Genomic DNA, 19,958 nt, shown 5'->3' with positions numbered 1-19,958 from the left:
GCCGTCTAGTTGGATCGCGCGCGGCTATGTTGCACAAGCGAACGGACCGCTCGCTAGTAGCTGCGCGAGCTGCGCGAACCTCCACCGTACCAAAGTAAATCGGGCGGGGAGAAAATGTTGCACAATATGCAACACTTTTACGCATTTAGCTAACTAGGACAGGAAATGTTGCATCAATTGCAACATTTCCTCTAGGAGGAGCGCTTCTAGACTCAATTGTCCACAACATGTTGCACTTCATACAACATTTTCCTATTTTCAGCTACAAACGAGCTAAAATGTTGCACAATATGCAACATTACCTCCGCGGGGGTGGTCAACGAACTGACCGCTAGCTGGGAGCAGCGCCAGCCGCAGCGGGCAGCCAACTTGTCGCGCCTACGCTGCTCTTGCAGGCGCCACCGGCACCCGCCGCGCCACTGCGGCGCACGGCGCACAGCACGCCCCACAGCACGCCTGCTGCGCTGCTCGCCAACCTACAAAAAAACGGGGGATACCGGCTCTTAAGCCGGCGTTCCTCCGCTATAATCGATCAGCTGCTTTTCTGCGTGACGCTCGATCGCGAGCGCGATCAATGTATCGAGAAGTTCCGTGTACGGAACGCCGCTTTCCTTCCACATCAGCGGATACATGCTGTACGGCGTGAAGCCGGGCATCGTATTCACTTCATTGATGAACAGCTGGCCATCTTCCTTGCGCATGAAGAAGTCGACACGCGACAAACCGGAGCCGTCAATCGCAAGGAACGCGCGAAGCGCCATTTCGCGGACGGAATCTGATACTTCAGCCGGGATGTTGGCCGGAATATGCATCATTGATTTACCATCGATGTATTTCGCCTTATAGTCGTAGAACTCGCTGGAAGAAGTAATCTCACCGACAACCGAAGCACGAGGCTCATCGTTGCCAAGCACGCTCACTTCGATTTCACGCGCGTCCACGAACTCTTCGACGATGACTTTACGGTCAAAGCGAAGCGCATAATCCACAGCTGCGATCAGTTCTTCCCGGTTGCGAGCTTTAGAAATTCCAACGCTCGAGCCAAGGTTCGCCGGTTTTACGAAGCAGGGATAGCCAAGCGCAGTTTCGATTTCCATAATATAGAATTCCGTATCCTTCTGCCACTGCGTGCGGTTGAAGTAGCGGAACACACACTGAGGTAAGCCTTCTTGCGCGAAAACTTTCTTCATCGTGATTTTGTCCATGCCGACTGCCGAAGCCAGAACGCCTGCCCCAACATACGGGATGTTCGCCATCTCGAATAAACCTTGGATCGTGCCGTCTTCACCGAATGTACCGTGCAGCAGCGGGAATACGACGTCAATTTGACCATCATCAGCCGCTTCGGCCGCATCCACCTGTTGGCCCACGGAAGAGATCGTCACAGCTCCGGGTACCGAAGAGATGTCGATAGACGCATCTTGAAGCTCCGACAATTGTCCTCCGAATACCGGCATTAACGCTCCCGTACCGATAATCGCATCGCCGCCGGCAAGGCGCAGCTGCTCCAGACCGCTTGGCGCAGCCAGCAGCGTATCCCCTGCGCGCCACTCGCCGTCTTTGCTAATATAGAAAGGTTTAATTTCGTATTTGCTGTAGTCAAAAGCTTTCATGACCGCAAGAGCGGTTTGTAGAGAGACCTCGTGCTCGCCTGAGCGTCCTCCGTAAACAAGTCCTACGCGCACTTTCTCCCCCATGATTCAATCCTCCGGTTATGTTAAAATTCCCATACGTATGGGTTGTCATACTCACCTGGGTTAATGCGCAGCTAAAACTCATCCGCAATATGAAAAAAACGGTATTTCGTCTGCTCCGTCCATGCATAGGAATCCTGATAATCCCAATATCGATGACGGCTTGCAACCGTGTTGGCATTCACAAGCGGCATGCCGGCTGCATCGAATGCAGTCACAACCGTACTGTGCTGGAAGCGATTATCGCCGCTCCAGTCATACGTGATCACATCGCCAAGGGCAAGCTGATCGGCGGAATCGACAACAGTCGCTCGCAAAGCCGAGCTGTTAGAAGACGACAACAACGTCTTCAGTGCATTGGATACAGCCCAACTGTAGCTCCAATTTTCTCGGCCGCCGCTGAAGCCGCGGTACCACCAGCCGGAATCCCTTTTACCAGTATAGTTCATCGGTGCGCTGCCTGCAAAGAGACATTGAGACACGTAATTCGTGCAATTTACCTCAAAATTCTCATACGCGGGATTAGCTTCGGTCCACCAACGATCCGCATAAGCAGCCGCCAAATCCCTCCTATATCTGACACCTGCACGAGTATGTTTGAAAAACGGCAAAACATCATAATTTATATAGGGTATGGATTGCTGCTGACTGCCGGAAGAAGCTTCCCGCTCCTGCATCAGTTCGGCGGCAAGGATGGCATCGGACGAGCTGTAGCGCGGCCGCCGCTCCGAGACAATCGGCTCGATTCGGGAGATGAAGTAATCGTCTTCCTCGGCGCTCAGCCACAGCCGTTCGCGATCACAGCGTTCCTCCTGATAGGTGCGTCCATTATGATCCATGGTTCGTTTGATGCGCAGCTCAATAAGCACCACCACTTCCGACCGCGAGCTCGACTCGCTGATCCGGATAAGCTCGGCGCTCGTCTCGCTGCGTGAAGGAAGAACGCCGCGAAGCAGCTCCTGCTCACGCAGACGGTCCAGCCGCTGCGTAAACCGGTGCAAGTGATCCTCATCCCGGATGATCTCTTCGAACGGCGGCGCATAGCGGTCGATTTCGGCTTGATTGTACAGCTTCACGTAACGATGCACAGCAGCCTTCCAGCCTTGAAGCTGTGTCTGCTGCGAGGACGTTGGCGACTCCGACTTAGGCTCGCGGCTGCGGCTCGGCTTGCCGCTGCTTCCCGGTTCCGCTCCCAGTAGAGTCGCCCGGCTCTGCACCGTACTCTTTCTCGGTGCTGAAGGTTTATTGGTTCCGACCCATATTCGCGTTCGCGGCACGCTGGTTCCCTCCTTGTTTCTGGCATAAGGACAGCACGGAACCGAGCACCAGTTGCGTGCGCGAGCGGCTCGTGCGTGACAATAGCCGTATTTTTCCTTGGACCGATAAAGTTGGTTCATTATATGTGCAGGCCGGCGAATTCATGTAAAAACGGGCGAAACATCTTACCCGGAAGGTGATATTTGGACTTTCAGGAAGAAACGATAGGTGTCCAGCTATAAAACAGACCTTGAAGTTTCTTCCCAAAAAATAAGCAAAGTATAGGGCAAATTGATACTTTCTTATATGAATAAAAAACGCTATACTTAGGGTATCAAATGTTTTTTGAAATTGTGTTTCACACAGTGAAACCACAAAATGATTATGGATGCCAAGGAGGCGCGAATTGCAAATGACACAACAAAACGAATACTCCGTTCGCGAATCGCTTGAAGTCGGCGGTAAGCCATATGCTTACTACCGCTTGGGCGGTCTGGAAGAGCAAGGCCTGGGGAAAATCTCGAAGCTCCCTTTCTCCATCAGAGTGCTTCTTGAAGCAGCTGTCCGTCAATTCGACGGTCGCGCAATTACGAAAGAACATGTCAAGCAGCTTGCAACTTGGGCTGATGGCCGCGAAGACAAAGAAATTCCATTCATCCCTGCACGTATCGTACTGCAGGACTTCACCGGCGTACCGGTTGTAGTCGATCTGGCAGCAATGCGCGATACCGTGAAGAAATCAGGCGGCGACCCGAAACAAATCAACCCGCTCGTTCCGGTTGACCTTGTAATCGACCACTCGGTAATGGTTGATGCTTTCGGTACTCCTGAAGCGCTTGAGTACAACACCGAAATCGAATTCAAACGTAACGGAGAGCGTTACCGTTTCCTACGTTGGGCACAAACGGCATTCGAGAACTTCCGCGCCGTACCACCGGGAACAGGTATCGTTCACCAAGTTAACCTCGAGTACTTGGCTTCCGTTGCAGCAACGAAATCCATCGACGGCGAAACTGTCGTTTACCCGGATTCCCTTGTAGGTACGGATTCCCATACAACGATGATCAACGGTCTTGGCGTAGTCGGCTGGGGCGTTGGCGGTATCGAAGCAGAAGCAGGTATGCTTGGCCAACCGCTTTACTTCGTTACACCGGAAGTTATCGGCTTCCGCCTTACAGGCAGCTTGGCAGAAGGCTCCACAGCGACTGACCTTGCACTGACAGTTACACAAATCCTTCGCAAGAAAGGCGTAGTTGGCAAATTCGTCGAGTTCTTCGGCCCTGGTTTGTCCAACATCAGCCTTGCTGACCGTGCAACAGTAGCTAACATGGCTCCTGAGTATGGCGCTACAGTCGGTTTCTTCCCGGTTGACAGCGAAACAATCAACTTCCTGCGTGCTACCGGCCGCGAAGAAGAGCAAATCGCACTCGTTGAAGCTTATTACAAAGCACAAGACATGTTCCGTACAGACGATACGCCGGAGCCGACTTTCTCCGATATCGTAGAGCTTGATTTGTCCACAATCGTACCTTCCCTTGCAGGTCCGAAGCGTCCGCAAGACCGCGTTGAGCTGACGAACATGAAAGAAGAGTTCAACAGCATCATCCGCACGCCGATCGACAAAGGCGGCTACGGTCTGAGCGACAACAAGATCGAAGAATTCGTAGAAGTGAAACACACGAACGGCCAAGTTAGCAAAATGGGTACAGGCGCAGTTGTAATCGCAGCTATCACAAGCTGTACGAATACATCCAACCCAAGCGTAATGCTCGGCGCTGCACTCGTAGCGAAGAAAGCTGTTGAGCGTGGTTTGAAGAAACCGGCTTACGTGAAGAGCTCCCTAACACCGGGTTCCCTGGTTGTTACTGAATACCTGAAGAGAGCGAACCTGCTTGAGTCCCTTGAAGCACTTGGCTTCCACGTTGCCGGCTATGGCTGCGCAACTTGTATCGGTAACTCCGGTCCGCTTCCGGATGAAGTAAGCAAAGCAATCGCGGATAACGATATGACGGTTGCGGCTGTTCTTTCCGGTAACCGTAACTTTGAAGGCCGCGTTCACGCTCAAGTGAAAGCCAACTACCTGGCATCTCCGCCGCTGGTTGTTGCTTACGCGCTTGCAGGTACAGTGAACATCGACCTGTCTTCCGATCCAATCGGTTATGACAGCAAGAACGAGCCTGTATACTTGAAAGACATCTGGCCAACATCCAAAGAAATCGCGGATACAATTGCTGCGGCAATGGGTCCTGACATGTTCCGCGACAAATACGCGAACGTATTTACGCAGAATGAGCGTTGGAACGCAATCGATGTACCGACAGGCGAAAGCTACGAGTGGGATGACAAATCCACTTATATCCAGAACCCGCCGTTCTTCGAAGGCCTTGGCGCTGACATCGGCGACATCGCAGACATCAAATCTTCGAGCGTACTCGCGCTTCTTGGCGATTCCGTTACGACTGACCATATTTCGCCGGCTGGTAACATCAAGTCTGACAGCCCTGCAGGCGAGTACTTGATCAAACACGGCGTAGATAAAGTAGATTTCAACTCCTACGGCTCCCGCCGCGGTAACCATGAAGTTATGATGCGCGGCACATTCGCCAACATCCGTATTCGTAACCAAGTGGCTCCGGGCACTGAGGGCGGCGTAACGACGTACTTGCCAACTGAAGAAGTAATGTCGATTTACGATGCTTCCATGCTGTACCAGAAGAACAACAAGAACCTTGTTGTTATCGCTGGTAAAGAGTACGGAACAGGCAGCTCCCGTGACTGGGCGGCAAAAGGTACGTTCCTGCTAGGCGTGAAAGCCGTTATCGCAGAAAGCTTCGAGCGTATTCACCGCTCCAACTTGGTTGGTATGGGCGTATTGCCGCTACAATTCCAATCCGGTACCAGCTGGAAGACGCTGAACATTACAGGCCGCGAAACATTCGATATCATCGGACTGAGCAACGATGTAACACCTGGTCAAACGGTTCAAGTAGTCGCTACGCGCGAAGACGGAACAACGTTCGAATTCCCGGCTATCGTTCGTCTTGATTCCATGGTTGATGTCGATTACTACCGGAACAGCGGTATTCTTCAAACCGTTCTCCGCCAAATGATCGCAGCAAACAACAACAAGTAATCGCAACGCAAACAAGTAAGCGGGTCCGCTCCTCATGGAGCGGACCCGCTTTTTCTGTTTATCTATATCAGACATGCCCAGACTTCGGTTTTAACTTCGATAAGCTCCTAAGCATGTTCATAAAGTTAGTGGTGTATTTCTCGGAAGAGAAATGCTGTTTAATATGCTTCTCGGCATTTTTGCGAATGTTGTTGCGAAGTACAGCGTCCTTCATTAGTGATTCGCCTTGGATAACGGCTTGATTGACGTTACCGCGCGCATACAGCTTCCCCGTTACATCATGAATCAGAAATCTCCGGATACCATCAGAATCCGTTGTCAGCACCGGACAACGGCAGAGCATCGCTTCTGCTACCGCATAGCCGAAGCCTTCCAGAATGGAGGTCGAGCAGAGAAATCCCCCCGAATCCCCAATGACCGAGAAATAGTCTGCAATTTGCTCATGCGGAATGTTCGAATAGGCAATGAGTTTATGCTGTAATTGCAGGCCGTTAACCCATCTGTCATAATGCTCCTTCTCCACCGGTTCACCCAGTGTCGTATCGCCAAAGATCCACAGATAGCCTTCAGGATGTTTTTGCAGCATGCGGGCTCCAATGAGCAGGAACTCCCGCCAGTTCTTATTGGCCTCAATTCGGCCGACCCAGCCAATGATCGGAAACGGCTTCGGCGGATAAGAGCTGTAGCCGAACCCCTCCGTATCCAGCGGGTCGTCAAAGCAGAAATGAGGGATTCCTTGCAGATGCGCCGCCATCAGTTCCTGCAGATGACTCGTCTGCGGGTACAGCACGCCGTCTGCCGCCTGCAGCACGCGGGCCGATATATCGGTGAGCACCGCGCTGGCGGTTTGCAGCGTTCCAAGCCCTTGAATTTCAAAGATGAGGTGTCCTTTAAAACCGGCCTTCTTGATGGTCATCAGTATCTTCACGTCTGTACATACGACGATGGCATCGTAGTTCTGCCTTTTGATCAACTTGCCGATGGAAGCCTCATCATTCATGACGAACGTCGGAATGTCTTTAATGTTTTTGAGTCCCTCGCCATCCAAGGAATAGAGCAAGTGGCATTCCACGTCCATTTTCTTAAACGCCTGACAGCGAATCCGATTGAGTGTTTCCATCCCGCCGCTGGGATTAAAGAAGGTAAATAAAAGCTTCATTCGAGATCGCTCATTTGAGCAAAGTTTGCTTTCACATACTCGACCAGACTTTGCCTGCGGAACAGTTCGTCGTACATCCCCGCTTTAGCACATTCAGTACTGGAATGACGGTAACCAACCGCGCTGCCATCCTCGGTATAGTAGTTGGACATGAGATCGGGAGCGGCTTTCTCCATCTCATTGTGCAGCACCGTAAGCTCCATTAAGTCATTAAACAGACGCGGTCCAAGGATGTAGCTGTAAGGCGTTTGAATCATCTGAGCAGCGTGAAGCAGCGCCGTTGCCACATTGGCATTCGGGAACCATTTGAAATCCGTCGTCGGATGGGAAATGAGCGACAGATCAGCCGTTACCCGCATGTCTGGAGAGAGATCCAGAATATAGCATGTATAGTTACTGAAGGTTTGCTCGTAGAGGTTCTCGATTCGCGCGATCGCCTCCGGACTAGACTCCTTCACCGGAAATAGTATCGTCATGTAGGGGGCAATCCCCCTGCGCATCCTGGCACGATGTCTGGCCAAATGATACGCGTACCGCCATATGCGGTGCTGGGCGGTCGATTGCAGCTGTGCTGATACACTAAACGTGGAGTTCACGCGATAATCGAGAAGCTCCACAGGAATATACTTGATTTTGCAATGCTCCGTAATACGCAGCCAGTAATCATAATCCTCTACCGGTACAAGCTCATAACCGTCAATCTGTTTGGCATAGATCGATTTATACATAAAGGAGACACCGATGAGAGAGGAATCCAGCAGCTTCTCAATCGGCTGCGATTGATATTGACGCTGGACGGCGAGCAATTTCTCATCATAGATCGTATTCCCTTCGTTATCGACCGATTGGAATGAGCTATAAACGAGGCCCAGCTCCTGCGGTCCTTTCACTAAGGCGTTTCGAAGCGTCTCCAGAAATCTCGGATAGTAGATGTTATCGCTGGACACCCACGTCAAATAGTCAATATTGGGCATGTCATGTAGATATTGAAACCCGGTGTTCAGCGCTTTGGCGACTCCCTGATTGTACACATGGGAAACGATTTGCACTCGTTTATCGCCTTGAATGAGCATGCGGACGAGCGGCTCCATTTCGGGTGCCCCGTCAATGACAATAATTAGCTTGAACTGCTGGAACGTTTGCTTAAGCACAGAGTCCAGCGCCGCTGCAAGGAACGCCGGCTTCTGCTTGTATAGTGGCATGACAACCCCTAAGTCGATCATACTGTCACTCCTTCCAATGCACCATCCTGTACTATTGTATTTCCATGGCATCCGTTTGCTTGTGCGGCTATCCCTTGAGGCGTTAGCCTTTTCGTAAAAAAATGGGAATTCAGCGTCATTCGCTAAACTCCCATCTCTAATCGTTGGACGTTCTATTAAGGCGTTGTCGAGAAAGCAGTAATTTCCTGCCAATCCATCGCGAGCATCTGTTGGCCATCAACAGGTAAACCGAATTCATCTACCCCGAAAGCTGTAAAAGCAACCTCTGAAAGCACCCCTGATGCATTTACTTGTATTTCATAGGCAATGTTGCCTTCAATATTAAATTGACGAGAATCACTCGATTTGCCGGGCAGCATATAGCCGGTTAGATAGATCAGCGTAAGCGTATTCGTCGATGGAGGCACAACATAGACCTCAATCAACACCAAAGCCGTCGTGCTAGTGATATTCCGTGCATTGATAACAACTCCTGAAGAAGGCGTCGGTAAATCGTTATGAATCAATCCGGATGTAAACGGCATGTCCTCACCTCCAATATGTCAATTAATTACATTTTATTCTTTTCATCGCACAAATGATTGGGAACAAATCAGGTGACAATCACACATTTTCAACCATTTCGTGATACTTTAACATGCAATATTCGACAAACTCCGTACAATACATTATGAAAATATTAATTTGTAAAGGAGGATAAATGATAAATATGACCAATTTTAACTTTCAGGTCACGCCGTCAGGGAATCCTAAATTCGAACCGAGCGTAGCTGTCAACTTACTCATTCCGGGCATCATGCTTTCGGTTGCCGTCGACGAGTCCTCAGGTCCCCCTCTGATTGGTCTGTATCGTTCCATTGACGGTGGATTCAGCTGGGTCAACAGTCTGCTTCCTTTGCCTGTCGGCTTTAATGGTGCAGAAGCTCCTGTCGTGTCGTATGGATTTCCGAATATCTTTATCGTTTCGGCACACGTTTTCCCAGGCGAAGAGTTTGGAACAACGGTCGTCTACAAATCCTTCGACAACGGCGCGACCTTCAGCGCACCTCAAATCGTAGGACCCGGTTTTGGCAGTTATATCAACAACGATGAAACGAACTGCTACATCGATACTTCACAAACAAGTCCCTATATCGGGAATATGTATGTTACCTATAACCGTCAGTTCAACGTTGATAATGGCGGTAACTCAGTCGCTTTTTTCAACCGCTCCAAGGACAACGGCACCACATGGGAACAACCCGTCCTGATCTCAAGTGAAGCCGATCGTGTCGAACGTCCCGATATTTCAGTCGATCTGGTCGGTGCAGTCGATATTGCGTACGTCACCACCAGCCCAAGTACGAACTTCATCGTCCGGCAATCTTTTGACGGAGGTGCCACCTTCGCTAACGGCGTTGTTGTTTCTAACGTCATCCCTGTCCCTTCCCCGCTGCCCGTTGTGGGCTGGAACTTCCGTGTACTAACCTTCGCCAGTATTTCAACAGACCGCTCGGTTGGGCCAAATACCGGGGCAGCCTACGCCATATGGCAAGATTACAGGCTCGGCTACTCTGATGTCTTCATGTCCAAGCGGACGCCGGATACGAATAACTGGTCGAATCCGGTCAGCATTACCGGGGCTCCGGCAGGCTCGCAGAACTTCTTCCCCGTCGTTGATGTCGACCCACTGACAGGCGTCGTCAATGTCATTTATTACAGCAACCAAATTAACGGCTTTGATCTCGACGTTTATGTAGCCCGGTCGATTAACGGCGGAGCTACTTTTACGAACACAAGGATCACCAACGTCTCGTTCAACCCGAATGCCAGCAGTCCTACACCGGTTCCGCTCATCGGGGATTATATCGACATCGTCAGCGTTCCGCCGGGCGGCTATATCGGCGTATGGATGGATACAACACCGGGAACGTTCTGTATCTTCGCAGGCTATTCCGATGTCATTATTCCATAGGTTATCCGTGCAACCAAAAAGAGTCGAGCTCCAAGGCAGATGCCCTTAGCTCGACTCTTATTCGTTTATTTCAGCATGACGCCAAGCCGGCGCGCCGCTTCAATAACAGCAGGCGCTTGGCTGCGCATGATCTCCGTCGTCAGCCGATTCGCCGGACCGGACACGGACAATGCCGCGACCAGCTTGCCCGTGCGAGAGAAGACCGGCGCTGCAACCGCTGCCGCACCCTGCTCGCGCTCTTCCACGCTCATCGCGTAACCGAGCTTCTGCCACTCCGCCATCTGCTCCCGATACTGGTGCCGGTCGAAGGCTGTCGGCCATGAGGCGTCAGCAAGCAGCTCTTCGCGTTTGACCGGCTCCTCGAAGGCGATAAGCACTTTGCTTGATGCACCGACGTACAGCGGCAATCTCGCCCCGATGGGAGCCACTCTGCGTATGGCCTGGATGCTCTGGACCGCTTGGATGCGGATCCGCTCGTTGCCGTCGCGCAGATACAAGCTGACGGTTTCCCCCAGCATATCGCGCAGTCGCTCCATCTCCGGCAGCCCGATAACAGCAGGGTCATCCGCGCCCGACATATTCGCCGACAGTTCCCAGATGCGAAGCCCAAGCTTATAGCGATCCGATGCCGCATCGCGGGCTACGAAGCCTCGTTCCTCCAGCGTAGCGAGCATGCGATGCACGGTGCTTTTATGCAGCCCCACGCTATCGGCAAGCTCCGTCATCGCCCACTCCTTCTTCGCCGTAAAGCAAAGCAATATATCCAGTGCTCGTTCGACAGCACGAACCGTTGATTTTCCATCCTCAGCCATAGGTAGTTGGCTCCTCGCTATAGTTTCACTCAGTGAAACTTGGTTACAGTCAGTATAACGTAATGAGGGCTGGCCGGTAAAGCTTTGCCTGCGGATTAGCCTTATTTTACAGCCATGTTACAGGACGTTAACATTACGTCGACACGCATTGACAGGCCACGGCAGCGCGCCATACGATAGGAATATAGAACTAGTTAAGCGCTTTCATTATTCTACTAGCATTCGTTATCATAATCACTCTTCTTAAGGGGGCCTCCACCATGAGCACAACGACACTGAGTCCTGCACTTCCCGCAGCCGGCGGATTTACGCCCGGACTGCTCCCCCCGCTGCTGCCTTCGCCGCAAGTACCCGAACGGGCACATGCCGGAACACGCACACGCCGCAAACATGCTGCACTTGCTGTACTGTCAGCCATGGCAGCCTTGCTGTTGTTCACTGCGCTAGCCTTCCACGGCTATGTTGCATGGGTGATCGCACATCCTTATGTACCTGCGTTATACTCAAACCCGAAGATTGCTCAAGGGCTGGATTACAGCGATGTCTCCTTCCCAAGCAAGAGCGGACGCACTACCGTTCACGGCTGGTATATCCCTGCAGTCGTCGGAGCCGAGAGCCATTCCGACAGAACCGTTGTTTTCAGCCATGGCTACGGCGCGAATCGTGAAGAAACATGGGTGCCCATGTACGAGCTGGCGGCACTGCTGAATCGGTTGCACTATAATGTATTTATGTTTGATTACGGCTACGCCTCCTCCGGACAGCGTTCTCCGGCAACAGGCGGCAAGGAGGAATCGCAGCAATTGCTGGCGGCGGTCAACTATGCGCGGTCGCAAGGCGCTGACGAGGTAGTCGTCTGGGGCTTCTCGATGGGAGCCGGCACCGCACTGCAGGCGGCGCTTCAGACAGAGCAGGCAGACAGCATCGATGCGATGATTCTCGACAGCACGTTTCTCCCAAGCTCTGATTCCTTATACAATAACGTACGCCAATATATGGATCTGCCTAAATACCCATCCATCCCCATTATCGAATGGATGCTCCCGTTCTTCACCGGCGTAAAATTTAATCAGCTGCCTGTGGAGCAGGTGCTGCAAACAACTTATACGATGCCGCTCTTCATTATGCACGGCACTGCAGATGCGATAGCACCGGTGGCCACCGCAGAGCAGGTGTCCGCAAGCCAGTACAATTCCCTCTCCCGGGAGTGGATCGTGGAAGGCGGCATGCATGAGATGCTGTACCGTACTCATCCGAAAGAATATATTCAGCGTGCCGCGCTGTTCCTTAGTCAAGTCGATGCCGCTCGCAAATCCACAGCAGCCGCTTAACAATAAAGGCTCTTTCTTGTTCGGACCGCCGATTACCGGCAGCCTGCAAGAAAGAGCCTTTATTCTTGTTATTGCTTAAGCAGCGAGAGAAACTCCGAACGGAGCGCCGCGCTTGTACGGAAGTCGCCGCGGACTGCCGACGTCACCGTCTTGCTGCCAGGCTTCTTCACGCCGCGCGCGCACATGCACAGATGCTCGCCTTCGACGACGACCATAACGCCATGCGGCTGCAGCACTTCATCCATGATATTCGCAATTTGCGAAGTAATGCGCTCTTGCACTTGAAGACGGCGCGTTACCGCTTCAACCAGACGTGCCAGCTTGCTTAAACCTGCGATCTTGCCACTTGGAATATAGCCAATATGCGCTTTGCCGAAGAACGGCGCCATGTGATGCTCGCACTGGCTGTAGTACACAATGTCACGTACGATAACCAGCTCTTCATGCTGCTCGTCAAACGTAACGCCAAGCACTTCGCGTGGATCAACCTCATAGCCTGCGAAAATTTCCTCGTACATCCGTGTCACGCGTGCCGGTGTTTCCAGCAAACCTTCGCGCTCCACGTCTTCTCCGATGAGCTTCAATATTTCACGAACATGATGCTCGATCTGTTCCCGATTCGATGAAACGGCTGAATTGACGTAATCCTTCTTGCCCGCCATATCTGCAACGTCTCCTTTCCTGTGAACCAATCCCCGGTACTGCTTATCTCCGTCCGCCCGGCCGATTGTTCCCCTTCGTGAATTGCTGGTTCTGGTTCTTCATCATTTGCTGCGCTTTTTGCATTTGTTGGTTATTCATATTGTAGCCCATTTGCTTTGCCATCTTTTTCAGCATTTCCGGATCGTTTTGCATCTTCTCCAGCTGCTTGCGCAAGTACCATACGCCCGCGAAAAAGCCGCCAACAGCGCCGACTATGAGCGTAATGATCGAAATAATGACCGTCCACATTGTCATCTCACCTTGTCCTTATCTGTAAGTATATTGCAACTTATAATAGCATGTAGGACCATGCGTTCGCAAACAATCTGTAAAGGAAAATAGGGGCTCCGCCCGACAACCTGCTTAACGATCAGGAATCGGTTTCAGCCAGATTCCGGGTGCCGCTTTTTACTGAAGGTGTTTTGGTTCGAATAAGACCTGTACGGTTCGTTAGAGTATTCCGCGCCCAGAACGCAAAAAACCTGACCTCAACAAGGTCAGGTCACTCCTATTCAATCTAGTTGCCTAGCCCAGCACCTGCTCGATAAACACCGTCGTATGCTTCGCCAAATCAATCTCACGGCTCTCCAAGCTGTCATTCGACTCGCGTTGAAGGACCCGTACGATTGGCCGACCCGGCAGTCCGCGGTGCTGTCCAACGACAATGCCCGTCTCCTTCGTCGTGAGTCTAACCGACACGCCGTTCGGGTAGATCGAAACGATCCGCATGAAATGAACCAGGATCTCACGATCCAGGCGCGTCCCCGACATCGCCATCATCTGCTCGCAGGCTTCATGCGGCAGCAGTCTTCGACTGGCCTCACTGTCGCCTGTGAGCAGGTTATCGAAGGTGTTAGCCACCGCTACAATTCGCGAATACAAGTGAATTTGATCGCCAATCAGCCCTCGCGGTTCGCCCGTTCCATCTACATGCTCATGATGCTGAAAGGCCACATGAGCGATAAGAAGGCTGAACTCGCGTTTGGCCTTCAGCAGCTCGAAGCCTCTCCACGTATGGCGCTTAGAATCGCCATTCTCTCCATCCGCCTCAAGATCCGGCTTCCCGAGATCATGCAGCAGCGCACCGATGGCGAGCTCCTTCAATTGCACTTGATTCAGATGCAAGCTGACCCCGAGCAGAGATGAGATCATGCAGACATTCATGGCATGAATATACTCTGCATTATCACGCGTTCGGATGTCGTTCAATTGAACGAGCACATCCTTATTGCGTATCACATCGAAGAGCAAATCTTCAATCGTTAAACTGATGGAGCGGGAGTTGAAATCCTTGCCGGAGCGAATCGAATCCATCGTCTCGGACATCTGCTTAATGATGCCGACTTTCGTTTCCTCCGACAGAATCTCCTCTTGCTCCTCCATCTCCTGCATGCTGGCATCTTTAATATAGACATTGGTGACGCCGATGCGCCTTAAGGTGCTGATCATGAAGACCGTCAGCTGCACATTCGAGGAAAGCAGCACCGTCCCGTTGACGGCATAGATCGTCTTGCCAAGAATATCGCCTGGTTCAACCGCTTCGATATCGACATATTTCATAATGTCTACCTCTTCCCCATCTCTTTACATCGAAGCTGTCATGCTCATGAGCGCGTCCTTGATTGCCAGCTGAACCGTTTCATCCTGTTCGCGCAGCGCAGCCGCTTGGAGCACTTCCACCGCGTCCTCGCCGCCGATGCGGCCAAGCGACCACGCTGCAGTTGCTCGCAGCTCAAACCGCGCATCCGTGCGCAGCACATCCGCAAGCGCAGGAACGGCGCTTGCATCCTTGAAGTTGCCAAGCGCGATAACGGCGTTGCGCTGAATCGGTTTCCTCCCGCGCCAAGACGAAGAACTGTTGCCGTACTGCTCCTTGAACGCGCGATTCCCCATTGTGAGCAGGGGTACCAGAAGCGGTTTTACTTTGTCGTGATCAGGTATAAGCTCTGGATGGTGAGTGGCATTCTTCCCCTTGTTCTCGGGACAAACGACCTGGCATGTATCGCAGCCATAGAGCCGATTGCCGATCTTGCGCATCAGCTCATCGGTCACGACGCCTTTGGTCTGCGTGACGAAGGAGATACAGCGCTGTGAGTTCAGCTGTCCCGGCCCTACAAGCGCGTCCGTCGGACAGGCATCAATACAGGCCGTGCAGCTGCCGCAGCTCTCCGTGACAGGGGCATCCGGCGGAAGCGGCAAATTCGTAATCATCTCGCCGAGGTACACATAGGAACCCCACTCCGGCGTAATAATCGAGCAGTTGCTGCCAATCCAGCCGATGCCGGCCCGCTCCGCCACTGCTCGGTCAGAGAGCGCTCCCGTGTCCACCATGCTTAAGAAGCGTCCTTCAGGCACACGCTCCAGCAGCCAAGCTTCCAGCCGCCGCAGCCGCTCGCGCAGGACACCGTGATAGTCGTCTCCCCAAGAGGATCTAGAGAACAATCCGCGCCTTGCTCCCGGCTCGGACTTCGGCGGATTCACAAGCTTAGATGGATAAGCGATTGCAATGGCAATAATGGACTTCGGATCTTCGAAGAGCAGCGAAGGCTCCGTCCGTTTATCAAGGTCCGGCTCTTCGAAGCCGGACTCATAGCCAAGCTCCCGGTGCCGCACCAGCCGCTGTTTCAGCTCTGTGAACGGCTCCGCGGAAGCGATTCCGATTTTGTCAATGCCAAGACTCGCCGCAGCGTCCTTCATCTCGGCTTTTAACTGTTGCCAGTTGATCTTGTTCATACTGCTCCCGTCCAACTCGGAGTCTCCTTTAAAAAACCTACAAATGGTTCAATTTACTGATCGGCCACAGAATGAAATCTGCACGGCCAAGAATCATATCGCGAGGTACAGCCTGAAACGACCGGCTGTCGCGACTCGCCTTATTGTGGCGGTTATCACCCATCACAAAATAATGATCGGCAGTAACCGTTTCCGGTCCATAATCCGAATCTTCAATTTCCGTGTCCGTATAGGACTCCAATACGAGCTTCCCATTGCGATAAAGCTGACCCTCGCGTATTTCAATCAAATCGCCCGGCATCCCAATGATTCGTTTGACCAAGTATTCTTTATGCTCCACGCCGTTTGAAGGGTCTTTCAGAATGACCACATCGCCTTGCTTAGGTGCGCCCATTAAGTAGGTGGCCTTATTCACAAACAGCCATTCTTTCTCATACAAGGTCGGCTCCATGGACTGCCCTTTGACCGTAGAGAGGTTAAACACGAATACATTCAAGCCAAGCACGATTACAGCGGCAATCCCCAGTGTAATGAACCAGCTGCGCAATTCAGCAACCCAAGGGGACAGCGGCTTCGACTCCTTGCGAGAAGCGGAAGAGGTTGAAGCCCTTGCTGCCTTTGCTTTCACCTTGACCTTCGGGGAGCCAGACCGTTTGCGCGGCCCGAACTCTGCCTGCTCCGAAGACTCCGTATCCGAACCGGGATTGACCATAGCTGCTACACCTCGCCCATATGTTTGTTCCACGCCTCAAAATAACCGAGAATAAGGTCATCGTTGAAAGGGGCTTGTCCGTTCTCGATCCGCTTCAGCAGCGCATCAAGCCCCTCCATTACTTTTCGGTTAACTTCTTCCGAATAGTGATAGGCAATCTTATGGAGCTCATATTCCTCTTGATCGACGACTTGCGCTTTCCCTCCGCGGGGGACGATAACATCGAGGTCATAGTCGATGTAGGTGAGAACATCATTTTGGAAGAAGAGCGGGGAGGCTACATTGCAATAGTAGCGAACGCCATGATCCTCGAGCAGCCCAACCACATTGAACCACTCGCCGGGGATAAAGAAGGATACTGCAGGCACTCGGCTAATCCACTGCTTGCCGTCTGCCTCTTGAATCGGTGTCTGTCTGTTGATGAACACATGCATCGATTCCGCCGCATGCTCGTCTGCCAGCAGCTCTGTCGGAACCTGCCAATTCTCCAGCCACATCCGATGCAAATGGCCGTTGTTCTTGAAACTCTTGATGACACAAGGACGGTACGTAGTCATAAGCGCAAATACTCCTAGTGAGGTACTTTCTTACTATAAGAAAAGCATATCTGTGCGCCAAAATCAATGACGCACTAGATATGCTTGTCCATAATTGCTTATTTATAAGTGCTTCAAGTCGAATTGTCGCTTAACCGGCAACAATGCTTAGTTTCTGAAAGGAACGGAAGAAGTCCGTTGCAGCATAACCCAATGATTCATAAAGCGAAAGAATCGGCTCGTTATGTTCGTCAGCCGTCACCATGATTTTCGTTACATTCCGCTGCTCGAATCGTCCGCGAAGGGAGCGAATCAGCTCTTTACCTAATCCTTGACGTTGGTAATTCGGATGTACGGCAATACGGTAATAATACCCTCTGCCCTTGTCTATCGTCCCGATAATGATACCTGCGATTTCTTCGTCAACTGCAGCGACGAGTACTAGCTCGCTGTCCCATGACAGCTGGCGGCCGAAAGCCTCCATCGTTTGTTCATAGCATTCTTCTGACAGCACAGTCTCCAGCAGTTCCGTAACGGGCCGATAATCAGCTAATTGGAAGGATCGAACGTCCATAACTTTAAGCTCCTCTTCAAACGCAGTATGGAAATAACGGCATTGCTAGGGAAGAAATGAACTTCGTTTCAGCCAGACAACGACAGCCCTTCTTCTTTAGGTAAATTTAATAATACGACAAATTCGCTCGAATTCCTTCTAAAATCTTTAAAAAACCTTAAAAAATATAATAAATCTACATTATTCTATTGAAAACGCTTTAAATTAAGCGTTTTCATAACATTAACCCTATCAATCAACCCAAAAAAGTGCCGCATGGGCACTTTTCCTTACGAATGCTTCAAATAATGCATTAATGCTTCCCGCCATGGTCTTAGGTCCTCCAAGCCAGCCCCACGAATTGCGGAGTGGCTCATGACGGAATATGCCGGTCTCGCTGCGGGTCTCGGGAATTCCGCCGTTGAACAAGGTTCAATCGTGAAAGTCGAATCAGCCATGCCCTTGTACTGTATGATCGCCTGTGCAAATTCAAACCACGAGCAGCTTCCGCTATTGGACGCATGGTAGACGCCGTAGCTGTCGGTTTGGACAAGCTCGATCAGGAATAACGCCAGATCAAGCGTATAAGTCGGCGAGCCGATTTGATCATCGACGACCTTCAAATGATCGCGTTCGCTCGCCAGCTTGAGAATGGTCCTTACAAAATTGCTGCCGTATTTCCCATATACCCAAGACGTGCGAACGATGTAATAACGTTGAAGCAGCGCTGCAACTTCCTGCTCTCCGGCAAGCTTCGTTTGTCCATAGACCGTTTGCGGATTCGTCGGCTCCTCGATCTCGTAGGGTTCACTGCCCTGACCATCAAACACATAGTCCGTGCTGATATAGCAAAGCTTGGCGCCGCATGCCTTCGCGGCCATTGCAACGTGACGCGTGCCGAGTGCATTGATTCGATACGCTTCATCCGCGTCCGATTCCGCCTTGTCTACCGCAGTGTAGGCTGCGCAGTGGATAATGACATCCGGCTGATAGTCGCTCACGACATTAGCGCACTGCTCGGCATTTGTAATATCAAGGTTATCTCTTCCATACCCAAGGATCTGTATGTGCGGCCGGACATTCAGATGTACGAGCTCTTGTCCCAATTGCCCGTTAGCGCCTGTAACGAGAATCTTCAATTGTTCCTGCTTAGCAGCTGTCATGAGCGACCTCCCAGGTAAGCGCCTGATTGAATGTGTTCAATCCAGTCTTGATTATCCAGATACCACCGAATCGTGGATTTGATGCCCGATTGATAATCGTATTTGGGGGACCATCCAAGCTCCGTACGGATCTTGTCCGCATCGATGGCATATCGGCGGTCATGTCCTAAGCGATCTGGAACGAATGTAAGCAGCGATTCCGGTTTGCCGAGCTCCGACAGGATCGTAGAAACCACTTGAAGATTGCTGCGTTCATTGTTTCCGCCCACATTGTACACCTCGCCAGGACGCCCCGCGTGCAGCACGCGGTCAATGGCACTGCAATGATCCTCGACATACAGCCAATCCCGCACATTGAGGCCATCTCCGTAGACAGGCAAAGGCTGGTCGGCGAGCGCTCTTTGAATCATGAGCGGGATAAGTTTCTCCGGAAACTGATAAGGCCCGTAGTTGTTGGAGCACCGCGTAATATTCACGTTCATGCCGTAGGTTTCATGATAAGCACGGACAAGCAGGTCACTTCCCGCCTTACTGGCTGAGTACGGACTGTTCGGCGCAAGCGGCGTCGTCTCTGTGAACAGCCCTGTGTCGCCAAGTGTCCCGTACACCTCGTCGGTAGATACATGCACGAACTTCGCCACCTCATATTGTTTGGCCAGATCAAGCAGCGTCTGTGTGCCGAGCACATTCGTTCTGACGAAAATATCCGGCTGCGTAATGCTCCGGTCCACATGGGATTCAGCGGCAAAATGAATAACAGCGTCAACGCCTTCATGTGCGAAAATGAGTTCCATGGCAGCGCGATCCGCGATGTCGGCTTGCACAAACCGGTAGTTTGGATGATTCGCGATCGAAGTTAAATTTTCTTGATTGCCTGCGTAGGTTAGAGCATCGACGTTAATGAAGGTGTAGCCGGGATAATTTGCGATCATGTACTGAAGATAATTGCTGCCGATAAATCCGGACCCGCCGGTTACAATCAGTTTCACTGGCTCA

At 51.7% G+C, this 19,958-nt stretch carries 18 protein-coding genes; 3 read left to right on the top strand and 15 right to left on the bottom strand.

The window, feature by feature from the left end; all coding sequences use genetic code 11:
* Positions 1–503: 503 nt before the first annotated feature.
* Positions 504–1,697 carry a D-alanine--D-alanine ligase gene (locus BLW29_RS09995; protein WP_090978817.1) on the bottom strand — a complete coding sequence of 398 codons (1,194 nt, stop codon included), beginning with the start codon at positions 1,695–1,697 and terminating at the stop codon, positions 504–506.
* Positions 1,698–1,768: 71 nt separating this feature from the next.
* On the bottom strand, positions 1,769–2,971 hold the full coding sequence (locus BLW29_RS09990; RefSeq protein WP_256208490.1) for an amidase domain-containing protein: 1,203 nt from the start codon (positions 2,969–2,971) through the stop codon (positions 1,769–1,771).
* Positions 2,972–3,363: 392 nt separating this feature from the next.
* Here BLW29_RS09990 and acnA point away from each other — a divergent pair, with 392 nt between their 5' ends.
* Positions 3,364–6,084, top strand: a complete 2,721-nt coding sequence (gene acnA / locus BLW29_RS09985) for an aconitate hydratase AcnA (protein ID WP_090978813.1) — start codon at positions 3,364–3,366, stop codon at positions 6,082–6,084.
* 67 nt (positions 6,085–6,151) lie between these two features.
* Here acnA and BLW29_RS09980 read toward each other — a convergent pair whose 3' ends face one another.
* The 3 genes from BLW29_RS09980 to BLW29_RS09970 form a co-directional block, all read right to left on the bottom strand.
* Positions 6,152–7,243: a glycosyltransferase family 4 protein gene (locus BLW29_RS09980; RefSeq protein WP_090978811.1), complete on the bottom strand. Its 1,092-nt coding sequence runs from the start codon at positions 7,241–7,243 to the stop codon at positions 6,152–6,154.
* Positions 7,240–8,466, bottom strand: coding sequence for a glycosyltransferase family 2 protein (locus tag BLW29_RS09975; RefSeq protein ID WP_090978808.1), 1,227 nt, complete (start codon positions 8,464–8,466; stop codon positions 7,240–7,242). The genes BLW29_RS09980 and BLW29_RS09975 overlap by 4 nt, the downstream gene beginning before the upstream one ends.
* A gap of 155 nt (positions 8,467–8,621) precedes the next feature.
* Positions 8,622–8,990: a hypothetical protein gene (locus BLW29_RS09970; protein ID WP_090978806.1), complete on the bottom strand. Its 369-nt coding sequence runs from the start codon at positions 8,988–8,990 to the stop codon at positions 8,622–8,624.
* A 185-nt stretch (positions 8,991–9,175) separates the two neighbouring features.
* Between BLW29_RS09970 and BLW29_RS09965 the strand changes: the two genes are divergently transcribed.
* A complete protein-coding gene (locus tag BLW29_RS09965; protein ID WP_090978804.1) occupies positions 9,176–10,420 on the top strand; it encodes a sialidase family protein in 1,245 nt (414 codons plus the stop codon).
* Between the two features lie 65 nt (positions 10,421–10,485).
* On the opposite strand, the gene BLW29_RS09960 is transcribed toward BLW29_RS09965, so the two are convergent.
* Positions 10,486–11,232, bottom strand: a complete 747-nt coding sequence (locus tag BLW29_RS09960) for an IclR family transcriptional regulator (protein WP_090978802.1) — start codon at positions 11,230–11,232, stop codon at positions 10,486–10,488.
* 260 nt (positions 11,233–11,492) lie between these two features.
* Here BLW29_RS09960 and BLW29_RS09955 point away from each other — a divergent pair, with 260 nt between their 5' ends.
* The gene (locus BLW29_RS09955; RefSeq protein WP_090978800.1) at positions 11,493–12,563 is read left to right on the top strand and encodes an alpha/beta hydrolase; all 1,071 of its coding nucleotides are present in this window, start codon (positions 11,493–11,495) and stop codon (positions 12,561–12,563) included.
* Between the two features lie 68 nt (positions 12,564–12,631).
* Here the strand turns inward: BLW29_RS09955 and folE are convergent, their stop codons facing one another.
* The 9 genes from folE to rfbB form a co-directional block, all read right to left on the bottom strand.
* A complete protein-coding gene (gene folE, locus BLW29_RS09950; RefSeq protein WP_090978798.1) occupies positions 12,632–13,225 on the bottom strand; it encodes a GTP cyclohydrolase I FolE in 594 nt (197 codons plus the stop codon).
* A 43-nt stretch (positions 13,226–13,268) separates the two neighbouring features.
* On the bottom strand, positions 13,269–13,514 hold the full coding sequence (locus tag BLW29_RS09945) for a YneF family protein (protein WP_090978796.1): 246 nt from the start codon (positions 13,512–13,514) through the stop codon (positions 13,269–13,271).
* A 276-nt stretch (positions 13,515–13,790) separates the two neighbouring features.
* The gene (locus tag BLW29_RS09940; protein ID WP_090978794.1) at positions 13,791–14,825 is read right to left on the bottom strand and encodes an HD-GYP domain-containing protein; all 1,035 of its coding nucleotides are present in this window, start codon (positions 14,823–14,825) and stop codon (positions 13,791–13,793) included.
* Positions 14,826–14,849: 24 nt separating this feature from the next.
* The gene (gene queG / locus BLW29_RS09935; protein ID WP_090979118.1) at positions 14,850–15,998 is read right to left on the bottom strand and encodes a tRNA epoxyqueuosine(34) reductase QueG; all 1,149 of its coding nucleotides are present in this window, start codon (positions 15,996–15,998) and stop codon (positions 14,850–14,852) included.
* A 37-nt stretch (positions 15,999–16,035) separates the two neighbouring features.
* Positions 16,036–16,710 (bottom strand): signal peptidase I, encoded by a 675-nt coding sequence (lepB, locus tag BLW29_RS09930; protein ID WP_090978792.1) that lies wholly within the window; start codon positions 16,708–16,710, stop codon positions 16,036–16,038.
* 5 nt (positions 16,711–16,715) lie between these two features.
* Positions 16,716–17,267, bottom strand: coding sequence for a DUF402 domain-containing protein (locus BLW29_RS09925; protein ID WP_090978790.1), 552 nt, complete (start codon positions 17,265–17,267; stop codon positions 16,716–16,718).
* Positions 17,268–17,397: 130 nt separating this feature from the next.
* Positions 17,398–17,820 carry a GNAT family N-acetyltransferase gene (locus BLW29_RS09920; protein WP_090978788.1) on the bottom strand — a complete coding sequence of 141 codons (423 nt, stop codon included), beginning with the start codon at positions 17,818–17,820 and terminating at the stop codon, positions 17,398–17,400.
* A gap of 269 nt (positions 17,821–18,089) precedes the next feature.
* Positions 18,090–18,962: a dTDP-4-dehydrorhamnose reductase gene (gene rfbD / locus BLW29_RS09915; RefSeq protein WP_256208489.1), complete on the bottom strand. Its 873-nt coding sequence runs from the start codon at positions 18,960–18,962 to the stop codon at positions 18,090–18,092.
* Positions 18,959–19,951: a dTDP-glucose 4,6-dehydratase gene (gene rfbB / locus BLW29_RS09910; protein ID WP_090978786.1), complete on the bottom strand. Its 993-nt coding sequence runs from the start codon at positions 19,949–19,951 to the stop codon at positions 18,959–18,961. Before rfbB ends, rfbD begins: the two co-directional genes overlap by 4 nt.
* Positions 19,952–19,958: the final 7 nt, after the last annotated feature.

This window comes from Paenibacillus sp. CF384, assembly GCF_900106745.1.
Taxonomy (GTDB): domain Bacteria; phylum Bacillota; class Bacilli; order Paenibacillales; family Paenibacillaceae; genus Paenibacillus_Z.
The sequence above is the reverse complement of the archived record's forward strand: the minus strand, read 5'-3'. Positions and strand labels throughout refer to the sequence as shown.

Coding starts and splice junctions, on each gene's coding strand:
- BLW29_RS09995 (WP_090978817.1), bottom strand. CDS start 1,697: ATGGGGGAGAAAGTGCGCGTAGGACTTGTTTACGGAGGACGCTCAGGC.
- acnA (WP_090978813.1), top strand. CDS start 3,364: ATGACACAACAAAACGAATACTCCGTTCGCGAATCGCTTGAAGTCGGC.
- BLW29_RS09980 (WP_090978811.1), bottom strand. CDS start 7,243: ATGAAGCTTTTATTTACCTTCTTTAATCCCAGCGGCGGGATGGAAACA.
- BLW29_RS09975 (WP_090978808.1), bottom strand. CDS start 8,466: ATGATCGACTTAGGGGTTGTCATGCCACTATACAAGCAGAAGCCGGCG.
- BLW29_RS09970 (WP_090978806.1), bottom strand. CDS start 8,990: ATGCCGTTTACATCCGGATTGATTCATAACGATTTACCGACGCCTTCT.
- BLW29_RS09965 (WP_090978804.1), top strand. CDS start 9,176: ATGACCAATTTTAACTTTCAGGTCACGCCGTCAGGGAATCCTAAATTC.
- BLW29_RS09960 (WP_090978802.1), bottom strand. CDS start 11,232: ATGGCTGAGGATGGAAAATCAACGGTTCGTGCTGTCGAACGAGCACTG.
- BLW29_RS09955 (WP_090978800.1), top strand. CDS start 11,493: ATGAGCACAACGACACTGAGTCCTGCACTTCCCGCAGCCGGCGGATTT.
- folE (WP_090978798.1), bottom strand. CDS start 13,225: ATGGCGGGCAAGAAGGATTACGTCAATTCAGCCGTTTCATCGAATCGG.
- BLW29_RS09945 (WP_090978796.1), bottom strand. CDS start 13,514: ATGTGGACGGTCATTATTTCGATCATTACGCTCATAGTCGGCGCTGTT.
- BLW29_RS09940 (WP_090978794.1), bottom strand. CDS start 14,825: ATGAAATATGTCGATATCGAAGCGGTTGAACCAGGCGATATTCTTGGC.
- queG (WP_090979118.1), bottom strand. CDS start 15,998: ATGAACAAGATCAACTGGCAACAGTTAAAAGCCGAGATGAAGGACGCT.
- lepB (WP_090978792.1), bottom strand. CDS start 16,710: ATGGTCAATCCCGGTTCGGATACGGAGTCTTCGGAGCAGGCAGAGTTC.
- BLW29_RS09925 (WP_090978790.1), bottom strand. CDS start 17,267: ATGACTACGTACCGTCCTTGTGTCATCAAGAGTTTCAAGAACAACGGC.
- BLW29_RS09920 (WP_090978788.1), bottom strand. CDS start 17,820: ATGGACGTTCGATCCTTCCAATTAGCTGATTATCGGCCCGTTACGGAA.
- rfbD (WP_256208489.1), bottom strand. CDS start 18,962: ATGACAGCTGCTAAGCAGGAACAATTGAAGATTCTCGTTACAGGCGCT.